Source organism: Bordetella petrii, assembly GCF_017356245.1.
Lineage (GTDB): Bacteria > Pseudomonadota > Gammaproteobacteria > Burkholderiales > Burkholderiaceae_B > Bordetella_A > Bordetella_A petrii_D.
On sequence record NZ_JAFMZZ010000001.1, the window covers coordinates 200,105 to 219,477 of the forward strand.

Sequence of the window (19,373 nt, forward strand, 5' to 3'; positions counted from 1 at the left end):
GCAGGCCTCACGGAATCAGGTTCATTTCGACGTGGATGAAGTCGCCGCGGTACGTGACTTCGCTCAGGTAGATGACTTGGCCGCCGGCATCGACGAACACGCGCCGCACTTCGGCGATGGGCGTGTTGACCGCCACCTGCAGCTGCTGCGCCACTTCGGTGTCGGCCGTGCTGATGGTAAGCGCCTGGCGCGCCTGCGCGATGTGCACGCCGGGCATGGACACCAGCAGCGGAATGACGGTTTCGTTGCGAAAGCGCGCCGGGTCCTGGCGGAAGATGTGCTCGGCCAGGTAGATGTTGATGACGCAATACGGCTGGCCGGCGCGTTCATGGACGCGGCGCATGAACACGTATTGCTCTGCCGCGATGCCGTCCTGCGCGGTCAGCGGCGCCGAATGGATGGACTCGTCGATGGTGACGATCTTGGGCTGGGTGTCGCGGTACACCTTGGCCAGCTCGGCCAGCGTGGTCTGCACCCGCAGCCAGCGGTCGTTGGGTGGCAGGCCGGTGACGAAGGTGCCGCGCCCCTGCTGCGGCGACACCAGCCCTTCGCGGGTCAGCACGTCGACGGCCTGGCGCACGGTCACGCGCGCCACCCCGAATTCGGCCACCAGCTCTTCCAGAGAGGGCACTTTCTGGCCTTGTTCCCAGATGCCGCGCGCAATGCGCTGGCGCATCAGGTCGGCCAGTTGCAGATAGCGCGGAATGGGGCTGTCGTGAAAGTTGATAGCCATAAACAAATAGCCATATATTGTTTGCTGAACGTATGGTCTACAGTACGATTTGACCAATAAAAGGTCAAGCGCCAGATGGAGGAGGAGTTTTGCGCAACCGTTCCCTGCCGCGGCGGGCGGCCCTGATCGCGGCCCCGTGGGTGCTGATCGTACTGGCCTGGTATGGCGTGCGCGCCAGCGGGCTGGTCAGCCCCGCGCTGGTGCCCAGCCCCCACGAAGTGCTGTCCAAGTTCCTGGCGCTGATGCAGACGCGGCTGCCGCACGACATTCTGATGTCCACCCAGCGCGTGCTGGTTGGCGTGCTGCTGGGCATAGTGCTGGCCGTGCCGGTGGGGTTCGTGCTGGGCTGGTACAAAAGCGTGCGCAGCTTCGTCGACCCGGTCATCAATTTCTTCCGGGCCCTGCCCCCCATCGCGCTGATTCCGCTGGTAATCGTGTACTTCGGCATCGGCGAATCGGCCAAGATCGCCATTCTGTTCTACGCCTCGTTCTTCGCCGGGGTGATCGTCATGTACGAAGGCATCGCGCAGATCAACCCGATCTACGTGCGCGTGTCGCGCACCCTGGGCGCCAGCGACGGCGAAATCTTCCGCAAGGTGATCGTGCCGCTCACCATCCCCCACATGCTGACCGCCCTGCGCGTGGCGCTGGGCGTGGCCTGGGCCACGCTGGTGGCCTCGGAGCTGATCGCCGCGCAGCAAGGCCTGGGCGCGCTGATCCAGGACGCCTCGTCGTTCTTCCAGCTCGACATCATCTACGTGGGCATCATCTGCATCGGGCTGATCGCCCTGGTAATGGACCTGATCCTGCGCGCCGCGGCGCGCCGCCTGGTGGCCTGGCAGGAGCGCATCGCATGAGCACGGCAGACACTTCCGCCCGCATCCGCTTCTGCAACGTGTCGGTGGACTACCCCACGGCCGACGGGCCGATGCGGGTACTGGACGGCGTCGACTATGAAATCCGCCAGGGCGAGTTCGTGTCGGTGATCGGGCCGTCGGGCTGCGGCAAGACCACCATGATGAACATCGTGGCCGGCTTCGTGCAGCCCACCGAAGGCCAGGTGCTGCTCGACGGGCGGCCGATCGCCGGCCCCGGGCCCGACCGCGGCGTCATCTTCCAGGAATACGGCGTGTTTCCGTGGCTGACGGTCAAGGAAAACATCGCCTTCGGCCTGACGCTGCGCGCCAACCGGACCGGCCGCGCCGAGCGCGACGAGATCTGCCAGCGCTATATGGCGCTGATGGGGCTGGCCGACTTCGCCAACCATCATCCCAAGCACCTGTCCGGCGGCATGCGCCAGCGGCTGGCGCTGGCGCGCGCCTATGCCGTCAAGCCGCAGTTCCTGCTGATGGACGAGCCCTTCGGCGCGCTGGACGCGCAGACCCGCTCGGCCATGCAGGACCTGCTGCTGCAGGTGCTGCTGGCCGAGGACAAGACCGTGATGCTGATCACCCACTCGGTCGAAGAAGCCATTTACCTGTCGTCGCGCATTGTGGTGGTAACGGCGCGGCCGGCGCGCATCCGCACCGTCATCGATGTGCCGTTCGGCTATCCGCGCGCCGAGAACCTGCACGAAGATCCGCGCTTCGGCGAGCTGCGCTCGCGGATCCGCGGCCTGGTCATGGAGGAATACGCCAGGCAGGCCAACCAGGTCGTGCGCCTGGCCGATTGACCCTCACCATTGAACTCATCCCCGCAAGAAAGGAGTCCCACCATGAATCCGCAGCGCAGAACCCTGTTGAAGACCGGCGCCGTGGCGGCGGCCATGTCGGGCATCGGCATGCCCCTGCTGGCGCGAGCCGCCGAAAAAGTGCGCGTGGGCTATTTGCACACGCCCGCCGTCGACGGCCAGATCTGGACCGGTCTGGAAACCGGCGCCTTCGCCGACCAGGGCCTGGACCTGCAGATGATCAAGTTCACCACCGGCCTGGAACTGTTCCAGGCCATGATAGGCGGCAGCCTGGACGTGCTGTCCACCGGCGCGGTGGTGTCGAACTTTCCGGCGCGCGGCCAGGGCAAGGTGTTCCTGCTGAACAACGTGGAATACGCCACGGCGCAGCTGTGGGTGCGCGGGGATTCCGGCATCAAGAGCGCCGCCGACCTGAAGGGCAAGAAAATCTCGACCACGGCGGGCACCACCGCCCATGTGTTCCTGGACCGCGTGCTGAAGGGCGCCGGGCTGCAGGAAGGCAAGGACGTGCAGATCGTCAACCAGCGCATGACCGAGGCGGTGACCTCGTTCATTTCGGGCGCTGTGCCCGCGGTGGCGCTGTGGGTGCCGTTCGACGTCACCGTGCGGCAGAAGGTCGAGGGCGCGCGCATGCTGGTGGACGCCTCGGCGTTCTATCCCGAAGCGGCCATCGTGGGCGGCTGGGCGGCGCGCAACGACTACTACGACCAGAACCCGAAGCTGATCCGCTCGCTGATCAAGGGCTGGGTCACGGCCAATGACTACCTGCTGTCGCATACCGACGATGCAGTGGCCGCCCTGCAGAAAAAGCACTATCCGGAAGTGCCGCTGGCCGACCTGAAAAACCAGTTCAAGGCCTCGAAGTACTTCACGTCGCCGGAATGGCGCGCCAAGTATGCCGACGGCACCGTCACCAAGTGGCTGCAGCAGGTGACGGATTTCTTCGTGCACACGGCCAACATCGCCAAGCCCGTGCCGGCCAGCACCTATTTCGATCCCAAGCCCTACCTGGAAATCGTCAAGGCCTGAGCCGCGCGCCGCGCCATGGCGCCCGCCCGCGATGACAGCATCGCCGGCGGCGCCGGGCGCATGACGGTTTTATTCGGCCGAGACGCCGGCGTCCTTGATCACCTTGGCCCATTTGGCGCGTTCGGCCGCGATGCGCGCCGCGGCATCGGCCGGCGTGGTCCAGGTGGCCACGGCCCCCTGGTTCAGCAGCGCGGCCTTGACTTCGGGCTTGGCCGTGATCTGCTTGAGCGCGCCGTTGAGCTTGTCCAGCACCGGCGCCGGCGTGCCGGCCGGCGCCACAATGCCGAACATCGAGCTGACCTGGAAATTGGCCAGGCCGGCCTCGGCGGTGGTGGGCACATCGGGCAGCGCCTCGGCGCGCTGGCCCGAAGCCACGGCCAGGGCGCGCAGCTTGCCCGCCTTTACGTGGCCCTGGGCGGCCGGCACCGTCTCGATCATGCTCAGCACCTGCCCGCCCATCAGGTCGGTCATGGCCGGGCCGCTGCCCTTGTAGGGCACGTGCAGCACGTCCACGCCGGCCATGCTCTTGAACATTTCGGCCGCCAGGTGCTGGGGCGAGCCGTTGCCGGCCGACGCCATGGTCAGGTAGCCCGGGCGCGCCTTGGCCAGCGCGATGAAGTCCTGCAGCGTGCTTGCCTGCACCGACGGGTGCACCACGAACACCAGCGGCACCGTGCCCACGATGGACACCGGGGCGAAGCTTTTCTCGATGTCGTAGGGCACCCTGCCCTTGTAGAGCTCGGCGTTGATCGAATGGCTGGTCAGCGCGCCCATCAGCAAGGTGTAGCCGTCGGGGTCGGCCTTGGCGACCTGGTCGGCGCCGATGTTGCCGGCCGCGCCGGCGCGGTTCTCGACCACGAATTGCTGGCCCAGCGCGGAGGACAGTTCCTGGGCCAGCACGCGGCCGATCACGTCGGTGGCGCCGCCGGGCGGGTACGGCACCACCAGCCGCACCGGGCGGTCGGGATAGGCGGCCGCCGCCGGCGCGGCATGCAAGGCGAAGCCGGCGCACAATGCCAGCGCGGATGCCAGGAAGGCGCGGCGCGCCGGCGTGGGCTTGCTGAAACGGGACATGCAGTGGTCTCCTGGCCGGGATGGTTGTACGGATCGATCTGGCGCCCGGCTCGTTATTGCCGCACAGAGTGTAGGGGGTGCATCCTGATAGAAGAATCAGAACTTTTCTATTGACCGATCTGTTTTCTGGATCAATAGCAAGCCTGCCCGGCAAGCCGCGGCATGCGCGAAACCCCGCACTTGCACGCCAGCACGCGAGCCGGATATGATGCAGCGCATAGATTATCAATAATATTATTGGAATTACAATGGCTGCCAAAAAATCATCCGCCCCCGCCGCCAGCGGCCTGAGCAAAGGCCTGACCAACTACGGCGATACGGGTTTTTCGCTGTTCCTGCGCAGGGCCTTCATCAAGGGCGCCGGGTACACCGACGACGCGCTGTCGCGCCCGGTGATCGGCATCGTGAACACCGGCAGCAGCTACAACCCCTGCCACGGCAACGCCCCGCAGCTGGTCGAGGCGGTCAAGCGCGGCGTGATGCTGGCCGGCGGCCTGCCGGTGGACTTTCCCACCATCTCGGTGCACGAGAGTTTTTCCCAGCCCACCAGCATGTACCTGCGCAACCTCATGTCGATGGACACCGAGGAAATGATCCGCGCACAGCCCATGGACGCGGTGGTGCTGATCGGCGGCTGCGACAAGACCGTGCCGGCGCAGCTGATGGGCGCCGCCTCGGCCGGCGTGCCGGCCATTGAACTGGTGACCGGCGCCATGCTGACCGGCTCGCACCGCGGCGAACGGGTGGGCGCCTGCACCGATTGCCGCCGCTACTGGGGCCGCTACCGCGCCGACGAAATCGACGCGGCCGAAATCGCCGACGTCAACAACCAGCTGGTGGCCAGCGTGGGCACCTGTTCGGTGATGGGCACGGCCAGCACCATGGCGTGCCTGGCCGAAGCGCTGGGCATCATGGTGTTCGGCGGCGCCTCGGCGCCGGCCGTCACCGCCGACCGGATCCGCGTGGCCGAGCGCACCGGCACCACGGCCGTGGCCATGGCGGCCAGCCGCCTGACGCCCGACCGCATCCTGACCGGCAAGGCATTCGAAAACGCCCTGCGCGTGCTGCTCGCCATCGGCGGCTCCACCAACGGCATCGTGCACCTGACGGCCATGGCCGGGCGGCTGGGCTTCGACATCGACCTGGCCGGGCTGGACCGCCTGAGCCGCGAAACGCCGGTGCTGGTCGACCTGAAGCCCTCGGGCCAGCACTACATGGAAGACTTCCACAAGGCCGGCGGCATGCCCGCGCTGCTGCGCGAGCTGCGCCCGCTGCTGCACCTGGACGCCCTGACGGTGTCGGGCCGCACGCTGGGCGAAGAACTGGACGCCGCGCCGCCGCCCTTCGCGCAGGACGTGATCCGCCCGTTCGGCTCGCCCATCTACCCGGCCGGCGGCCTGGCGGTGCTGCGCGGCAACCTGGCGCCGGGCGGCGCCATCATCAAGCAATCGGCCGCCAACCCGGACCTGATGGAACACGAAGGCCGGGCCGTGGTGTTCGAGGACGCCGAGGACATGGCCCGGCGCATCGACGACGACGCGCTGGACGTGCGGGCCGACGACGTGCTGGTGCTCAAGCGCATCGGCCCCACCGGCGGCCCGGGCATGCCCGAAGCCGGCTACGTGCCGATTCCGCGCAAGCTGGCGCGCGCCGGCGTGAAAGACATGGTGCGCATTTCCGACGGCCGCATGAGCGGCACGGCGGCCGGCACCATCGTGCTGCACGTCACGCCCGAAGCGGCCGTGGGCGGCCCGCTGGCGCATGTGCGCAACGGCGACCGCATCCGCCTGTCGGTGCAGCGGCGCGAGATCGCCCTGCTGGTCAGCGACGAAGAGCTGGCCCAGCGCGCCGCCGCCCAGCCCATCCAGCGGCCGCAGGGCGAGCGCGGCTATCACAAGCTGTACCTGCAAAGCGTGACGCAGGCCGACCAGGGCGCCGACTTCGACTTCCTGCGCGCCCCCGGCACGCGCGAAACCGTGCCGGGCAAGGCGCCGCGCTGACACGGCGAAATGGGCGCAGGTGTCTGACTCCGAAGGTGCCAGACACCTGCCCCGCACCCCCCCTACCCCGCCGGCAGGTCCGCGCGCAGCAGTTCCAGCAGGGCCTGCGCGGCCGGCGACAGGCTGCGGTGGCGCGCCGTGACCAGGCCGATGGAGCGTTCGGCCACCGGCCCCACCAGCGGCCGCTCGACCAGGCCGCTGTGCGCCACGGCCTGGGCCGCGATGGCCGGCAGGGCCGCCACGCCGAAGCCGCATTCCACCATGGCCACGATGGTGGTCAGGTGCTCGGCCTCGAACGCCGGCTGGAAGCGGATGCGGTTCTGCAGGAAAGCCCACTCGGCATAGTGGCGCACGCTGCTGGGATGCACCATCGACACATGCGCGGCGTCCACGGTATCGGCCCAGCGCAGGGGCCCCTTGCGGCGCGCCAGGGGGTGGCCCTGCGGGATCAGCAGCAGGAAGCTGTCGGACAGCATGGGCACATAGTGCAGGTCGGCCTGCTGCGGATCGGCCGCGGTAATGGCGAAGTCCACTTCGCCGGCGCGCACCAGGTCGAAGGCCGGCCCCGTCAGGGTGTCGTGCACTTTCAGCGCCACGTGCGGATGCGCCTGCCGGTACGCCATCAGCACGCGCGGCAGCATGCGCGCCGCCACCGACGGCAGGGCCGCCACCGCCACCGAACCGCGCTCGGCGTTGGCGATGCCGCCCACCGCGTCGATGGCCTCGCGGAACGCCACTTGCAGGTTGGCCGCCTGCTGCAGGAACACCTGGCCGGCCGCCGTCAGCCGCACCGTGCGGGTGGTGCGGTCGAACAGCCGCACACCCAGGGCCTCTTCGATGCGCAGCACCTGGGTGGACAATGCCGACTGCGACAAGTGCAGCTGCACGGCCGCCTGCCGGAAATTGAGCGTGCGGCCCAGCACCAGCACGGTTTCGACATCGCGCATCGACAGATTGATCTTCATCTTTATTGATCTCGTTTTGTGATCATTCTATCCAAAGAATCTGATTCATCAATCAAACTTCCTTCTCTACACTGGCGTCCATTCCCGACCCGCAAAGGAAACACCATGAACGCACCCCAACCCGCCCCTCTGGCCAGCCCGGCCGCCACCCATGCCGTGGTGGTGGGCGGCGGCACCATGGGCGCCGACGTGGCGGTGGTGCTGGCGCGCGCCCGCTGCCGCACCACCGTGGTCGAACCCGATGCGGCCCGCGCCGGCGCGCTGCCGGCGCGGGTGGCCGGCAACCTGGCGGCCGCCGGCCACGCCGACGCCGCCGGCAGCGTGCAGGCCGTTTCCGGCCTGGACGCCGTGGACTGGGACAGCGTGGGCCTGGTGATCGAGTGCATTCCCGAACGGCTGGACCTGAAGCAGGCCCTGTTCGCCGAGCTGGAGCGCCGCGCGCCGGCCCATGCCATCCTGGCCAGCAACAGCTCCAGCTTTCCCATCGGCGCCATCGGCGACGGCCTGGCCACTCGCGGGCGCATGCTGGGCCTGCATTTCTTCATGCCCGCGCACCTGGTGCCGCTGGTGGAAGTGGTGCTGTGCGAGGCCAGCGACATGGCGTGCGCCGACGCGCTGATCGCCTTCATGCGCCGCTGCGGCATGGTGCCCGTGAAGGTGCGCAAAGACCTGCCCGGCTTCCTGGCCAACCGGCTGCAGCACGCGCTGTCGCGCGAGGCCTTCGACCTGATCGACCGCGGCATCGCCTCGCCCGAAGACGTGGACGCCGCGGTGCGCTTCGGTTTCGGGTTCCGCTTCCTGGCGGCGGGGCCGGTGCTGCAGCGCGACCACGCCGGCATCGACGTGCACGCCGCGGCCGGCGCCACCATGTACCCGTCGTTCTGCAACAGCGACCGGCCGGCGCGCTGCCTGGCCGAGCGCGCGCAGGACGGCCGGCATGGCATGAAGACCGGCCGGGGTTTCTATGAATGGACGCCCGAAACCATCGCGGCCGAGCGGGCCCGCTACGACCGCCTGCTGCGCGCCGGGCTGGCGCTGATCGCCGACGAACTGCCGCCGGTCGAGCCCTAGGCCGCTCGGCTGGATGGCCTGGCGCGCGGAATGGCCAGCGCCAGGCCGGCGCGATCGGCAACGTGCCGGATGTGCGCGCGCATGGCGCGGCGCGCCTGTTCGGGGTCGCCCGTGGCCAGGGCGTCGATGATGGCCAGGTGTTCGCGTATGGGTTCGCGCACCCGGGCCGGATCGGCGAAGGCCACCTGCCGGCTGCCTTCGACGATGTCGCCGATGCTTTCGGCAATGTCCAGCAAGAGCGGGCTGCCGGCAATTTCGTAAATGGCGGCGTGGAAGGCGTGGTCGCCTTCGGCCATGAGCACCAGGTCGCCATCGGCGGCGGCGCTTTCCATCTGCGCCACCGTGGCGCGCAGGCGTTCCAGGCCGTGGCGGGTGACCACACCGGTAGCCAGCGCGGTGGCCAGTTCTTCCAGCTCGCAGCGCACCAGGTAGACGTCGCGCAGCGCATAGCGGCCCTGGAACCGCCAGCGCCCATAAGCGCTGCCCAGGCCGCTTTCGCCGGGGCTGGCGATGAACACGCCGCGCCCGGCCTCGCTGCGCAGCAGCCCCAGCCCTTCCAGCATGGTGATCGCCTCGCGCAGCGAAGCGCGGCTGACCCCCAGCAGCTCGGCCAGCTGGCGCTGGCCGGGCAGGCGCCGCGCCTCGGCCCATTCGCCGCGGCGGATCCGGACCTGCAGTTGCTGGGCGATGCGTTCGACGGTATTCATGATGCTTCCCTTGTGGCGCCTGGCCGCGCGCCGGCGTTGACAGCGCTTGCCTGGGTGGGCATTATGGCACCAACTGGTCAGACCGGTTGAATCCGCCGCGCCGGCCTGCGCAAGCCCCCGCCCCACTTTTTTCTCGTGCCGCCATGAAAGCGCTATTCGAACGCTTTGCCGATGCCGTCGAAGACGTGGCCGGACTGCACGGCTATCCGTATCCAGAGCGCCGGCAGGCCTGGCTGGATCGCCTGCGGACCAATCTGCCCGAACTGCAGGCCATCGAATCGCTGGCGCCCGAGCCCGACCTGGGCTACCTGGCGCCGCGCTGCGCGCCGCCTTCGGCGGCCCTGCGTGCGGATGTCCCGCCCGCTCCCGACGCAGCGACGGCCGTTCCCGCGGCCGGCCCGCAGGGCGCCGATGCCGCGCTGGCGGCCCTGGCGCAGGCGCGCCGGCACGCCGACCTGAACGCCTTCATTTCCCTGGCCGACCCGGCCATGCTGCAGCGCCAGGCCGAGCAGGCCAGCCAGGCCCGGCGCGACGGCGCCCGGCTGCCCCTGCTGCACCTGCCCATCGCCATCAAAGACCTGATGGCGGTGGCGGGTTTCGCCCAGACCAACGGCAGCGGCATGCCGGCGCCGGCCGCCGCGACCCGCGACGCGCTGGCCGTGGCCCGCCTGCGGCAAGCCGGCGCGCTGATCATCGGCACCACCAACCTGCATGAACTGGCTTACGGCATCACCAGCGCCAACCCCCATTTCGGCGCGGTGGGCAACCCCCGCCACCCGGGCCACACGCCGGGCGGATCCAGCGGCGGATCGGCCGCCGCTGTGGCGGCCGGCATCGTCCGCATCGCCGTCGGCACCGATACCGCCGGCTCTATCCGCTATCCCGCGGCGTGCTGCGGCGTAGTGGGATTCAAGCCCAGCTTCGATGCCGTTCCGCGCGACGGCGCGCAAACGCTGGGCGCCAGCCTGGACCATCTGGGCCCGATCGCGGCCGGCGTTGCCGACGCCGCGCTGGCTTACGCGGTCATGGCGGGCCAGCCGGTGCGCGGCCCGCATGCCGCGCCGCTGGCGGGCCGGCGCGTCGGCGTGCCGCGCCGCTATTTTTACGAACCGCTGGCCGACGATGTGGCGGCCGCGCTCGATGCCGCCCTGGAACTGCTGCGCGGCGACGGCGCCGAACTGGTGCCGGTCGACATCGCCGGCATCGAAACCAGCGCGGGCCTGCAATTCATTACCTTGTGCAGCGAAGCCACCGACCTGCACTGGGACCGGCTGCTGCGCCACCCCGCCACCCTGGGCGAAGACGTGCGCGTCCGCCTCGAGGCCGGGCAGTTCCTGCCGGCCATCTGGTACACCCGCGCCCAGCGCGGGCGCGCCGCGCTGGTCCGGGCCATGGATGCCGCGCTGGCCCAGGTCGACGTGCTGGTCACGCCCACAATGCGCACGGCGCCGACCGCCCGGCAGGCCGCCACGGTAACGATCGGCGCGCGCCAGTATCCGCTGCACACGGCGACCACTGCGCTGACCATGCCGTTCAACCTGGCCGGGCTGCCGGCCCTGACCCTGCCCTGCGGCGCCAGCCCGGCCGGCCTGCCCATCAGCATGCAGGTGGTGGGCGCGCGCGGCGCCGACTGGCATGTGCTCGACATCGCGGCGCGCATCGAAACCCTGGTGGCGGGCCGCTATCCGGCCGGCGCGTGACGCCCGCCGCCGCTAGGCGTTTCCCCTAACTGGTCAGACCGGTCAGAACGATACTAAAACACGGTCTGGAGTTGTATCCCTCAGTTCGTCCAGCCATGACTGCCGGCGCCAGCCGCCGCATGCCCGTTCTTGAAGGAGAAGTCCACCATGAAGCTGCCTCGCCTGGTTGCCGCCTCGTGCGCCTGCCTGCTTGCCTGCGGCGCCGCCACCGCGCTGGCCGCCGACCCCATCGCCATCGGCGTCAGCATTGCCCAGTCGCCGCCCGGCTCGGTGGTGCAGGGCACGCAGGTCAAGGACGGCATTGAAATCATTACCAAGATCATCAACGACAAGGGCGGCGTACTGGGCCGCCCCCTGAAGATCATTTACGAAGACAACCAGGGCATCCCGGAAAAAGGCCGCGCCGCCGTCGAAAAGCTGATTGCCCGCGACAAGGTGGTGGCGATTACCGGCGGCCACCAGAGCTCGGTGTGCCTGGCCGAAATCGAAGTGGCCCACCGCTACAAGGTGCCCTACGTCAACACCAACTGCTGGTCTGACGATGTGCGCGCCAAGGGCTACCCCGAAGTCTTCAACCCCGCCAACTACAACACGCGCGTGTCCTCGGCCATGGCCGACACCATCGCCGCGCTGAAGGTCAAGCGGGTGGTCGCCTTCGCTGAAAACACCGACTACGGCATCGGCCAGGCCAAGCTGCTGGGCGGGTTCCTGAAGAAGGCCGCGCCGCAGGTCGAATACAAGTACGTGGCGCTGGACCGCGCCGGCAAGGACTTCACCCCCGCCGTGCTGCCGCTGCGCGCGAACCCGCCCGACGTGGTGGTGAACATCATGCTGCCGCCGGCGGCGTACATTCTGATGAACCAGCTGTACGAACAGGGCGTGGCGCCCAGCGCCAAGACCTGGCTGTACGACGGCGCCGGCATCGCCGACTACCCCGACTTCTGGCAGAACGTGAAAGAAGCCGGCAAGTACATGCTGGCGTTCGGCCTGTACCACCCCATGATGCCGATGCCGGAACTGGGCAAGCAGGTGGGACAGATCTACCAGCAGCAGAGCAAGTCCGAGCCCAATCGCCTGATCTTCCAGGCGGCCGATTCGGTGCTGCTGATCGCGCGCGCCATCGAACAGTCGAAATCGACCGACAGCGCCGCCATCATCAAGGCGCTGCAGGGCATGGAATTCGAAGGGGTACGCGGCAAGTTCAGCTTCTCGAAAGAGCCCGGCTACAAGTACCAGCAATGGGTCGACATTCCCTACGTCACGTACCAGCTCACCGAGATCAACCAGCCGCTGAGCAAGACCACGCTGATCCAGGCTTCGGGGCAGCCGCTGGACATCGGCAAGGCGGTCCGTCCGCCCAAGTAGGCCCGGGCGGCGCCCGGCCATCTGCGCCGGGCGCGCATCCGGACTGTCGGCAATCAAGCATCCAAACACCGGCGGGCCAGGCCCGCCCGGTTTCGACGGGAGCCCCTCTGTGCTTGCAGTGGACTTGTTTGTCAATGGCCTGATCATTGGCCTGTTCTATGCCTTGATGGCGGTCGGCCTGACCATGATCTTCGGCATCCTGAAGATCGTGAACTTCGCGCACGGCGAGTTCTACATGGTGGGCGCCTATACGTATACGCTGGTGTCGCTGGTGCTGGGCATCTCGCCCTGGCTGGCCCTGCCGCTGGCGGCCGCCGCGGGCGCGCTGCTGGGCTGGGCCACCGAGCGCTGGCTGATGCGCCCCCTGTACGCCGGGTACGGCTCGTGGGGCCTGATGAAAGACGAGTATGCCGTGGTGGTCACCTTCGGCCTGTCGCTGCTGCTGATCAACCTGGTCGACAAGGTGGTGGGCCCCTATCCGATGCGCGGCCCGTCGCTGTCGGACGTGACCCGCATGGCCATCGGCCCCTTCATGATGAGCGGGCAGAAGCTGATCACCGCGGCGCTGGCCATCGTGCTGCTGGCGGGCCTGGCGGTGTTCATCAAGTATTCGCTGTGGGGCCGCCAGGTCCAGGCTGTGGCCCAGAACCGGCTGGGCGCCTCGATCGCGGGCATCGATACCGCGCGGGCCAGCAGCATCATCTTCATGGCCTCGGGCGTGCTGGCCGCCCTGGCCGGCGCCCTGCTCGCCCCGGTCATCAACCCCGCGCCGGACGTGGGCCTGTTTCCCGCCATCAAGTCATACGTCATCGTGGTGATCGGCGGCATGGGCTCGATACCGGGCAGCATCCTGGCGGCGCTGGCCCTGGGCGTGCTGGAGAGCTTCGGGGCGGTGTACCTGTCTTACGACTATCGCGACACGTTCGGGCTGGCGATCCTGATCCTGGTGCTGCTGTTCCGGCCCCATGGATTGTTCGGCGAACGGGCGCGGGAGGTATGACATGACGCATCCGCGCCACCCGAATTTCCTGCGCGACAAGCTGGCCCAGGAAGTGCGCCTGTCCATCGCCGTGCTGGCCGTGCTGGCGCTGCTGCCGCTGGGCATTTCATCGCCCTATTGGCTGGGCGTCCTGATCGTCAGCATGTACTTTGCCATGCTGTCCTGCGGCTGGAACCTGCTGGCCGGCTACGCCGGGCAATTCTCGCTGGCGCCGGCGGCGTTCGCCATGCTGGGCGGCTATACCACCGGCCTGCTGGCCTACCACCTGAACGCGCCGCTGTGGATCGGCCTGCCGCTGGCCGCCGTCGTGCCGGGCGCCATCGGCCTGGTGCTGGGCCGCATCGTGTTGCGGCTGTCCGGCCCCTACCTGGCGCTGACCACCCTGTCATTCGCCGAGATCGTGCGCCTGGTCATCTACAACTCCATCGACTTCACGCGCGGCGACCAGGGGCTGAACGTGCCGGGCATCGTGGACAACCGCACGCTGTACTACTACCTGTTCCTGGCGGCGCTCTGCGCGACGGTGCTGATTGTGTACTGGGTGCTGCGCTCGCCCACCGGCCGCTTCCTGCAGGCGATCCGCGACGATGAAATCGGCGCGGCCAGCCGCGGCGTCGATGTGGTGCGCTGCAAGACCGTGGCCTTCCTGGTCAGCTGCGCCATCTGCGGCTTCGCCGGCGGGCTGTACAGCACCTTCGCCCGCCTGGTCAGCCCCGAACTGGGCATCATCGCCCAGACCGGGCTGGTGATCGCCATGGTGGTCATCGGCGGCATGGGCACGCTGGTGGGGCCGCTGGTCGGCGCGATGCTGGTGTACGTGGCTTCCGAGATGCTGCGCGATGTGGGCAACATCCAGATGATCGTGTTCGCCCTGCTGGTGATCGTGTTCGCGCGGTTCTTCCGCGCCGGCCTGTGGGGGCTGGCGCGCGGCCTGCTCGCCCGGCGGCGCGCCAGCCCGTCCGGAGGCGCCTGATGGCACTGCTGCAGATCAGCGCGATCGAAAAACGCTTCGGCGGGCTGCGCGCCGTGGACGGCGCGGGCATGGACGTGCGGGAAGGAGAGCTGCTGGGGCTGATCGGTCCGAATGGCTCGGGCAAGACAACCCTGCTCAATGTCCTGTCCGGGCACCTGCACCCCGACGCCGGCCAGGTGCTGCTGGACGGGCGCGCCGTCACGGGCCTGAACCCCACCCGGCTGGCGCGCCTGGGCATACAGCGCATGTTCCAGATGACCCGGGTGTTCTCGCGGGTCAGCGCCCTGGACAACCTGCTGGTATGCGGCCTGGCCATGGGCCTGGACGAGGGCCGCGCCACCGCGCGCGCCCTGCAATTGCTCGACGAATTGCGGCTGGCGGCGTCCATGCACCTGGACGCCGGCCAGTTGTCGGGCGGGCAAAAAAAGCTGCTGGAATTCGGCGCCTGCTTCATGTCGCCGCCGCGCATTGCCCTGCTGGACGAGCCTTTTGCGGCGGTGCACCCCGTCATGAAGGAAATCATGTCGGCCTTCATCCAGCGCCGCAACCGCGAGGGCCAGACGTTCATCCTGGTCAGCCACGACATGCCGGTGGTGGTGGATCTGTGCCCGCGCGCGGTCTGCATGAACGCGGGCAAGGTGCTGGCCGACGGCCCCACCCAGCAGGTGCTGAATACGCCGGCGGTCATCGAGGCCTACCTGGGCGAAGACGAAACCGCGGAGGCCGGCCATGACTGACACCCTGCTTGCCATGGAAGACGTCACGGCGGGCTACATGGGCGACATCGATGTGCTGCGCAACGTGTCGCTGGCCGTGCAGGCCGGCCGCATCAGCGGGCTGATCGGCCTGAACGGGGCGGGAAAATCGACCCTGATGAAAACGCTGTGCGGGTTTCTCAAGCCCAAGTCCGGCCGCGTTACGCTGGCCGGCCAGGACATTTCCGGCAAGGCGCCCCATACCATGATCGACGCGGGGCTCTGGTACATACCGCAAGAGTCCAGCCTGTTTCCTTATTTAAGCGTGGCCGACAACCTGCGCCTGCCCCTGGAGGGCCGGCGCAGGCAGTTCGGCGCCGGGCTCGAACAGCGCTATGCCGAAACGCTGGAACACTTTCCCGTCCTGAAAGAAAAGCTGCGCGAACGCGCCGGCAACCTGTCGGGCGGGCAGCAGAAATCGCTGGAATTCGCCAAGGCGTACATGGTCAGGCCCCGCGTCTGCCTGATCGACGAGCCCAGCATCGGCCTGGCCCCCCGGGTGGCCGCCGACATATTCAAGTGGATCCAGGCCTTCGCCCAGTCCGGCATGGGCATCCTGCTGGTCGACCACAACGTGCGCCGCGTCGTGCAGATGTCCCACCACGTTTATGTGCTCAGCCTGGGGGAAATCACCGCCTCGGGTTCGCCCGAGGCTTTTTCGGGCGACCTGCACGCGCAGGTGCGGGAATGGCTGGGGATCAACTTCTGATGGCCGCGCGCGAACTGGCGCTGCGGCCCCTGACGCCCGAGGCTTTCCAGCCCTACGGCGACGTGATCGGCAGCGCGGGCCGCACGGGCCGCGCCATCAACGCCGGCACGTCGCTGCGCGTCGAAATGCCGGACCCGGATATTCTGGATTGCGCCGGCAGCCCGTCGCTGAGCGTATTCCGGGCCGGGGGCGGCGCCCTGCCCTTCATGGCGCGCGAACTCGAACGCCACCGGCTGGGCAGCCAGACATTCCTGCCCTTGCATGGCACCCCGTATGTGGTGCTGGTGGCATTGGGCCCGCACGCGCCCGATCCGCGCACGGCGCAAGCCTTCCTGGCCGATGGCCGCTGCGGCATCACGCTGCGGCGCGGCACCTGGCACCACCCGCTATGGGCGCTGGCCGCGGGAGATTTCGCCGTCCTGGAACGGCGCGGGCCGGTTGTCGATTGCGAGGTCGTCGCCATGCCCGACGGCCCCTGGCGCATACTGCCCGGCGGGCCGGCCGGGCCGCACGGCTAGGACGCGTCCAGAGCGTGCCGCCACGCGGCCAGCTTGTCGTGCCAGCGCATGGCGGCATGCGCCGGGCTGGTGGACGGCAGGTCCAGGTATTGCAGCGAGCGCGCGGGCGCCAGCTGCGGCAGCACGCGGCGCCGGAACAGGGCGGCCGCCTTGCCGCCGTTGAAGCACACCCGCACGATAGCGGGATGCGCGCGGAAAAAGGCGTCGAAATCGTTCGGCTCGGCCGTGGCCATGTCGATGTCGGCGTCCAGGCTGCCGGCCCGCTGGCAGGCCTGCAGCACGTCCCACAGCGCCACGCCGGCCGCCGTCAGGGCCGCCACGCGCCGCGCGTAGTCCGCGCCGGCGTCGAAGCCGAACACCGCCGCGGCGATCGGCCAGAACGCATTGCGCGGATGCGCGTAATACTGCTGCTGGCGCAGCGACGCAACGCCCGGCATCGAGCCCAGCACCAGCACGCGCGCGCGCGGCGCGGCCAGCGGCGCGAAGCCCCGCACGCGCGGCGGCGCCGGCGCGGCGCGCGTCACGGCTGGGGCTGCCATACGCTGGCCAGCCAGGGCTGCTGCTCGCGCGGCAGGCCGGCGGGCCGGTAGTAGTGTTCCAGTTCGCCGAAGCCCGCCTCGTTCATCAGCGCACGCCATGCGGGCAGGTCGTGATAGGCGCCGTAGCGCCCGCGGTTCCAGCCTTCCTGGTTGTCGCCCCGGGGGTTGGAGCAGAACAGCGCGCCATCGGGCCGCAGGGCCGCGCGCAGCTGCCGCAGCACGCGCGGCAGTTCCTGGCCGGGCACATGGAACAGCACCGCATTGGCGTAGATGCCGTCGAAGCGGCCGGCCGGCAGGTCCAGGGCCAGCAGGTCCTGCTGCCACACCTCGCAGCCCGATGCCTGGCGGGCCATGGCCACGAAGCGCCCGGCCCCGTCCAGCCCCACCGCGCGGTGGCCCAGCGCGGTAAAGGTTTTCAGGTCGCGGCCCGGGCCGCAGCCCAGGTCCAGGATGTCGTACGGCGGCGCGCCATGCAGGTGGCGCAGCAGCGCGGCAATGTTCTGGCTGACGTCATGATCGCGCGTGCCGGCCTCGAAACTGTCGGCGCGCTCGTTGTAGTGGGCAAGCGTCAGTTCGCGGATCTGGCGCAGCTCGTCGGGGGTCAGCGGCATGGATATGGCCAGGTGTCAGGCACCTGCCGGAGCCTGACACCTGCCTCGGGGATGGGCTTCCCTAGGCCGCCAGGCGGCTCTGGATGGACGACTTCACGCCGGGCAGTTCGTCCGGCAGGCGGTCGGCCAGCTTCTCGAACAGCGTGTCGTGCAGCGCCAGTTCATCGCGCCACGACGCCACGTCGACCGAGATCACCTGCTGGAACTTGTCGGGGCTGAATTCCAGGCCGGTCCAGTCGATGTCCTGGTAGGTGGGCGACACGCCGAACACCTGCTCGACGCCGCCGGCCGCGCCGTCGATGCGGCCCAGCATCCACTTCAGCACGCGCATGTTGTCGCCGAAGCCCGGCCACACGAACTTGCCGTCGGGGCCCTTGCGGAACCAGTTGACGCAGTAGATGCGCGGCAGCACGGCGCCGGCTTCCTGCAGGCGCTTGCCCAGCTTGAGCCAGTGGCCGAAGTAGTCGCTCATGTTGTAGCCGCAGAACGGCAGCATGGCGAACGGATCGCGGCGCACCACGCCTTGCTGGCCCGCCGCGGCGGCGGTGGTTTCCGACCCCATGGTGGCGGCCATGTACACGCCTTCGACCCAGTTGCGGGCTTCGGTCACCAGCGGCACGGTGGTGGAGCGGCGGCCGCCGAAGATGAAGGCGTCGATGACCACGCCTTCGGGGTTTTCCCATTCGGGGTCGATGGACGGGCACTGGGCGGCCGGCGCGGTGAAGCGGGCGTTCGGGTGCGCCGCCTTGCGGCCGGTTTCCTTGGCGATCTGCGGGGTCCAGTCCTGGCCCTGCCAGTCGATCAGGTGATCGGGCGGGGTGTCGGTCATGCCTTCCCACCAGACATCGCCGTCATCGGTCAGCGCCACGTTGGTGAAGATGACGTTGGCCTTCAGGGTGGCCATGGCGTTGAAGTTGGTTTTCTCGCTGGTGCCCGGCGCCACGCCGAAATAGCCGGCCTCGGGGTTGATGGCGCGCAGCCGGCCATCGGGGCCCGGCTTGATCCAGGCAATGTCGTCGCCGATGGTGGACACCTTCCAGCCGTCCATGCCCTGGGGCGGGATCAGCATGGCGAAGTTGGTCTTGCCGCAGGCCGACGGGAACGCCGCGGCCACGTGGTACTTGCGGCCCTTGGGCGAAGTCACGCCCAGGATCAGCATGTGCTCGGCCAGCCAGCCCTGGTCGCGTCCCATGGTGGACGCGATGCGCAGCGCGAAGCACTTCTTGCCCAACAGCGCGTTGCCGCCGTAGCCCGAGCCGAAGCTCCAGATCTCGCGGCTTTCGGGATAGTGCACGATGTACTTGGTGGGGTTGCAGGGCCACACCACGTCGGCCTGGCCCTCGGCCAGCGGCGCGCCCACGCTGTGCACGCAGGGCACGAATTCGCCGTCGGCGCCCAGCACGTCGAACACGGCGCGGCCCATGCGGGTCATGATGCGCATGTTCACCACCACATAGGGGCTGTCGGAAAGCTCGACGCCGATGTGGGCGATGTCGGAGCCCAGCGGCCCCATCGAGAACGGCACCACGTACATGGTGCGGCCGCGCATCGAGCCGTCGAACAGGCCGTCCAGGGTGGCGCGCATTTCGGCGGGATCGGCCCAGTTGTTGGTGGGGCCGGCGTCTTCGGCGCGTTCGGAGCAGATGAAAGTGCGGTCTTCGACCCGCGCGACGTCGGAAGGATCGGAGCACGCCAGGTACGAATTGGCGCGCTTGGCCGGGTTCAGGCGGCGCAGCATGCCCGACTGGACCATCTGTTCGCAGAGACGGTCGTATTCTTCCTGGGATCCGTCGCACCAGGTTACGCGATCGGGCTTGGTCAGCGCGGCAATCCGCGCCACCCACTCGATCAGCCCCTGGTGCTTGACGTATGCGGGAACATTGAGCGAAGCGATCCCGCCGTCGAACGGTTTATTCATCGGGCCCATCTCCTAA

19 protein-coding genes are annotated in these 19,373 nt (G+C 68.8%); 12 read left to right on the forward strand and 7 right to left on the reverse strand.

What is annotated here, in order from left to right; all coding sequences use genetic code 11:
• Positions 1-7 precede the first annotated feature (7 nt).
• Positions 8-733, reverse strand: a complete 726-nt coding sequence (locus J2P76_RS00990) for a GntR family transcriptional regulator (protein ID WP_207403872.1) — start codon at positions 731-733, stop codon at positions 8-10.
• Between the two features lie 89 nt (positions 734-822).
• Here J2P76_RS00990 and J2P76_RS00995 point away from each other — a divergent pair, with 89 nt between their 5' ends.
• Genes J2P76_RS00995 through J2P76_RS01005 form a run of 3 tightly spaced genes read left to right on the forward strand, consistent with a single transcriptional unit; the run spans position 823 to position 3,452 of the window.
• Positions 823-1,590: an ABC transporter permease gene (locus J2P76_RS00995; RefSeq protein ID WP_207403874.1), complete on the forward strand. Its 768-nt coding sequence runs from the start codon at positions 823-825 to the stop codon at positions 1,588-1,590.
• A complete protein-coding gene (locus J2P76_RS01000; RefSeq protein WP_207403876.1) occupies positions 1,587-2,405 on the forward strand; it encodes an ABC transporter ATP-binding protein in 819 nt (272 codons plus the stop codon). The genes J2P76_RS00995 and J2P76_RS01000 overlap by 4 nt, the downstream gene beginning before the upstream one ends.
• Before the next feature lie 42 nt (positions 2,406-2,447).
• The gene (locus J2P76_RS01005) at positions 2,448-3,452 is read left to right on the forward strand and encodes an ABC transporter substrate-binding protein (RefSeq protein ID WP_207403878.1); all 1,005 of its coding nucleotides are present in this window, start codon (positions 2,448-2,450) and stop codon (positions 3,450-3,452) included.
• A gap of 69 nt (positions 3,453-3,521) precedes the next feature.
• On the opposite strand, the gene J2P76_RS01010 is transcribed toward J2P76_RS01005, so the two are convergent.
• The gene (locus J2P76_RS01010) at positions 3,522-4,526 is read right to left on the reverse strand and encodes a Bug family tripartite tricarboxylate transporter substrate binding protein (protein ID WP_207403880.1); all 1,005 of its coding nucleotides are present in this window, start codon (positions 4,524-4,526) and stop codon (positions 3,522-3,524) included.
• Positions 4,527-4,774: 248 nt separating this feature from the next.
• Here J2P76_RS01010 and J2P76_RS01015 point away from each other — a divergent pair, with 248 nt between their 5' ends.
• Complete coding sequence (locus J2P76_RS01015; protein WP_207403882.1) at positions 4,775-6,526, forward strand: IlvD/Edd family dehydratase; 1,752 nt, start codon at positions 4,775-4,777, stop codon at positions 6,524-6,526.
• 62 nt (positions 6,527-6,588) lie between these two features.
• Here the strand turns inward: J2P76_RS01015 and J2P76_RS01020 are convergent, their stop codons facing one another.
• Positions 6,589-7,491 carry a LysR substrate-binding domain-containing protein gene (locus J2P76_RS01020; RefSeq protein ID WP_207403884.1) on the reverse strand — a complete coding sequence of 301 codons (903 nt, stop codon included), beginning with the start codon at positions 7,489-7,491 and terminating at the stop codon, positions 6,589-6,591.
• A gap of 105 nt (positions 7,492-7,596) precedes the next feature.
• Here J2P76_RS01020 and J2P76_RS01025 point away from each other — a divergent pair, with 105 nt between their 5' ends.
• Positions 7,597-8,562 (forward strand): 3-hydroxyacyl-CoA dehydrogenase family protein, encoded by a 966-nt coding sequence (locus J2P76_RS01025; protein WP_207403885.1) that lies wholly within the window; start codon positions 7,597-7,599, stop codon positions 8,560-8,562.
• Here the strand turns inward: J2P76_RS01025 and J2P76_RS01030 are convergent.
• Positions 8,559-9,269: a FadR/GntR family transcriptional regulator gene (locus J2P76_RS01030; RefSeq protein ID WP_207403886.1), complete on the reverse strand. Its 711-nt coding sequence runs from the start codon at positions 9,267-9,269 to the stop codon at positions 8,559-8,561. The two genes, J2P76_RS01025 and J2P76_RS01030, sit on opposite strands and share 4 nt — an antisense overlap.
• A gap of 143 nt (positions 9,270-9,412) precedes the next feature.
• Here J2P76_RS01030 and J2P76_RS01035 point away from each other — a divergent pair, with 143 nt between their 5' ends.
• From J2P76_RS01035 to J2P76_RS01065, 7 genes are all read left to right on the forward strand, one after another.
• Positions 9,413-10,969, forward strand: coding sequence for an amidase (locus J2P76_RS01035; protein WP_207403887.1), 1,557 nt, complete (start codon positions 9,413-9,415; stop codon positions 10,967-10,969).
• 147 nt (positions 10,970-11,116) lie between these two features.
• Entirely contained in the window at positions 11,117-12,334 is a 1,218-nt protein-coding gene (locus tag J2P76_RS01040; protein WP_207403888.1) for an ABC transporter substrate-binding protein, read from the forward strand.
• 109 nt (positions 12,335-12,443) lie between these two features.
• Complete coding sequence (locus J2P76_RS01045; RefSeq protein ID WP_207403889.1) at positions 12,444-13,334, forward strand: ABC transporter permease subunit; 891 nt, start codon at positions 12,444-12,446, stop codon at positions 13,332-13,334.
• 1 nt (position 13,335) lies between these two features.
• Complete coding sequence (locus J2P76_RS01050) at positions 13,336-14,307, forward strand: branched-chain amino acid ABC transporter permease (RefSeq protein WP_207403890.1); 972 nt, start codon at positions 13,336-13,338, stop codon at positions 14,305-14,307.
• Entirely contained in the window at positions 14,307-15,044 is a 738-nt protein-coding gene (locus J2P76_RS01055) for an ABC transporter ATP-binding protein (protein WP_207403891.1), read from the forward strand. Before J2P76_RS01050 ends, J2P76_RS01055 begins: the two co-directional genes overlap by 1 nt.
• Positions 15,037-15,771: an ABC transporter ATP-binding protein gene (locus J2P76_RS01060; RefSeq protein ID WP_207403892.1), complete on the forward strand. Its 735-nt coding sequence runs from the start codon at positions 15,037-15,039 to the stop codon at positions 15,769-15,771. Before J2P76_RS01055 ends, J2P76_RS01060 begins: the two co-directional genes overlap by 8 nt.
• Positions 15,750-16,289, forward strand: coding sequence for an ureidoglycolate lyase (locus J2P76_RS01065; RefSeq protein WP_242697257.1), 540 nt, complete (start codon positions 15,750-15,752; stop codon positions 16,287-16,289). Before J2P76_RS01060 ends, J2P76_RS01065 begins: the two co-directional genes overlap by 22 nt.
• Here the strand turns inward: J2P76_RS01065 and J2P76_RS01070 are convergent.
• The 3 genes from J2P76_RS01070 to J2P76_RS01080 form a co-directional block, all read right to left on the reverse strand.
• A complete protein-coding gene (locus J2P76_RS01070; protein ID WP_207403894.1) occupies positions 16,286-16,828 on the reverse strand; it encodes a DNA-deoxyinosine glycosylase in 543 nt (180 codons plus the stop codon). The genes J2P76_RS01065 and J2P76_RS01070 overlap by 4 nt on opposite strands.
• Positions 16,810-17,439 carry a class I SAM-dependent DNA methyltransferase gene (locus J2P76_RS01075; RefSeq protein ID WP_207403896.1) on the reverse strand — a complete coding sequence of 210 codons (630 nt, stop codon included), beginning with the start codon at positions 17,437-17,439 and terminating at the stop codon, positions 16,810-16,812. Before J2P76_RS01075 ends, J2P76_RS01070 begins: the two co-directional genes overlap by 19 nt.
• A gap of 61 nt (positions 17,440-17,500) precedes the next feature.
• Complete coding sequence (locus J2P76_RS01080) at positions 17,501-19,357, reverse strand: phosphoenolpyruvate carboxykinase (GTP) (RefSeq protein WP_207403898.1); 1,857 nt, start codon at positions 19,355-19,357, stop codon at positions 17,501-17,503.
• Between the last annotated feature and the right edge of the window lie 16 nt (positions 19,358-19,373).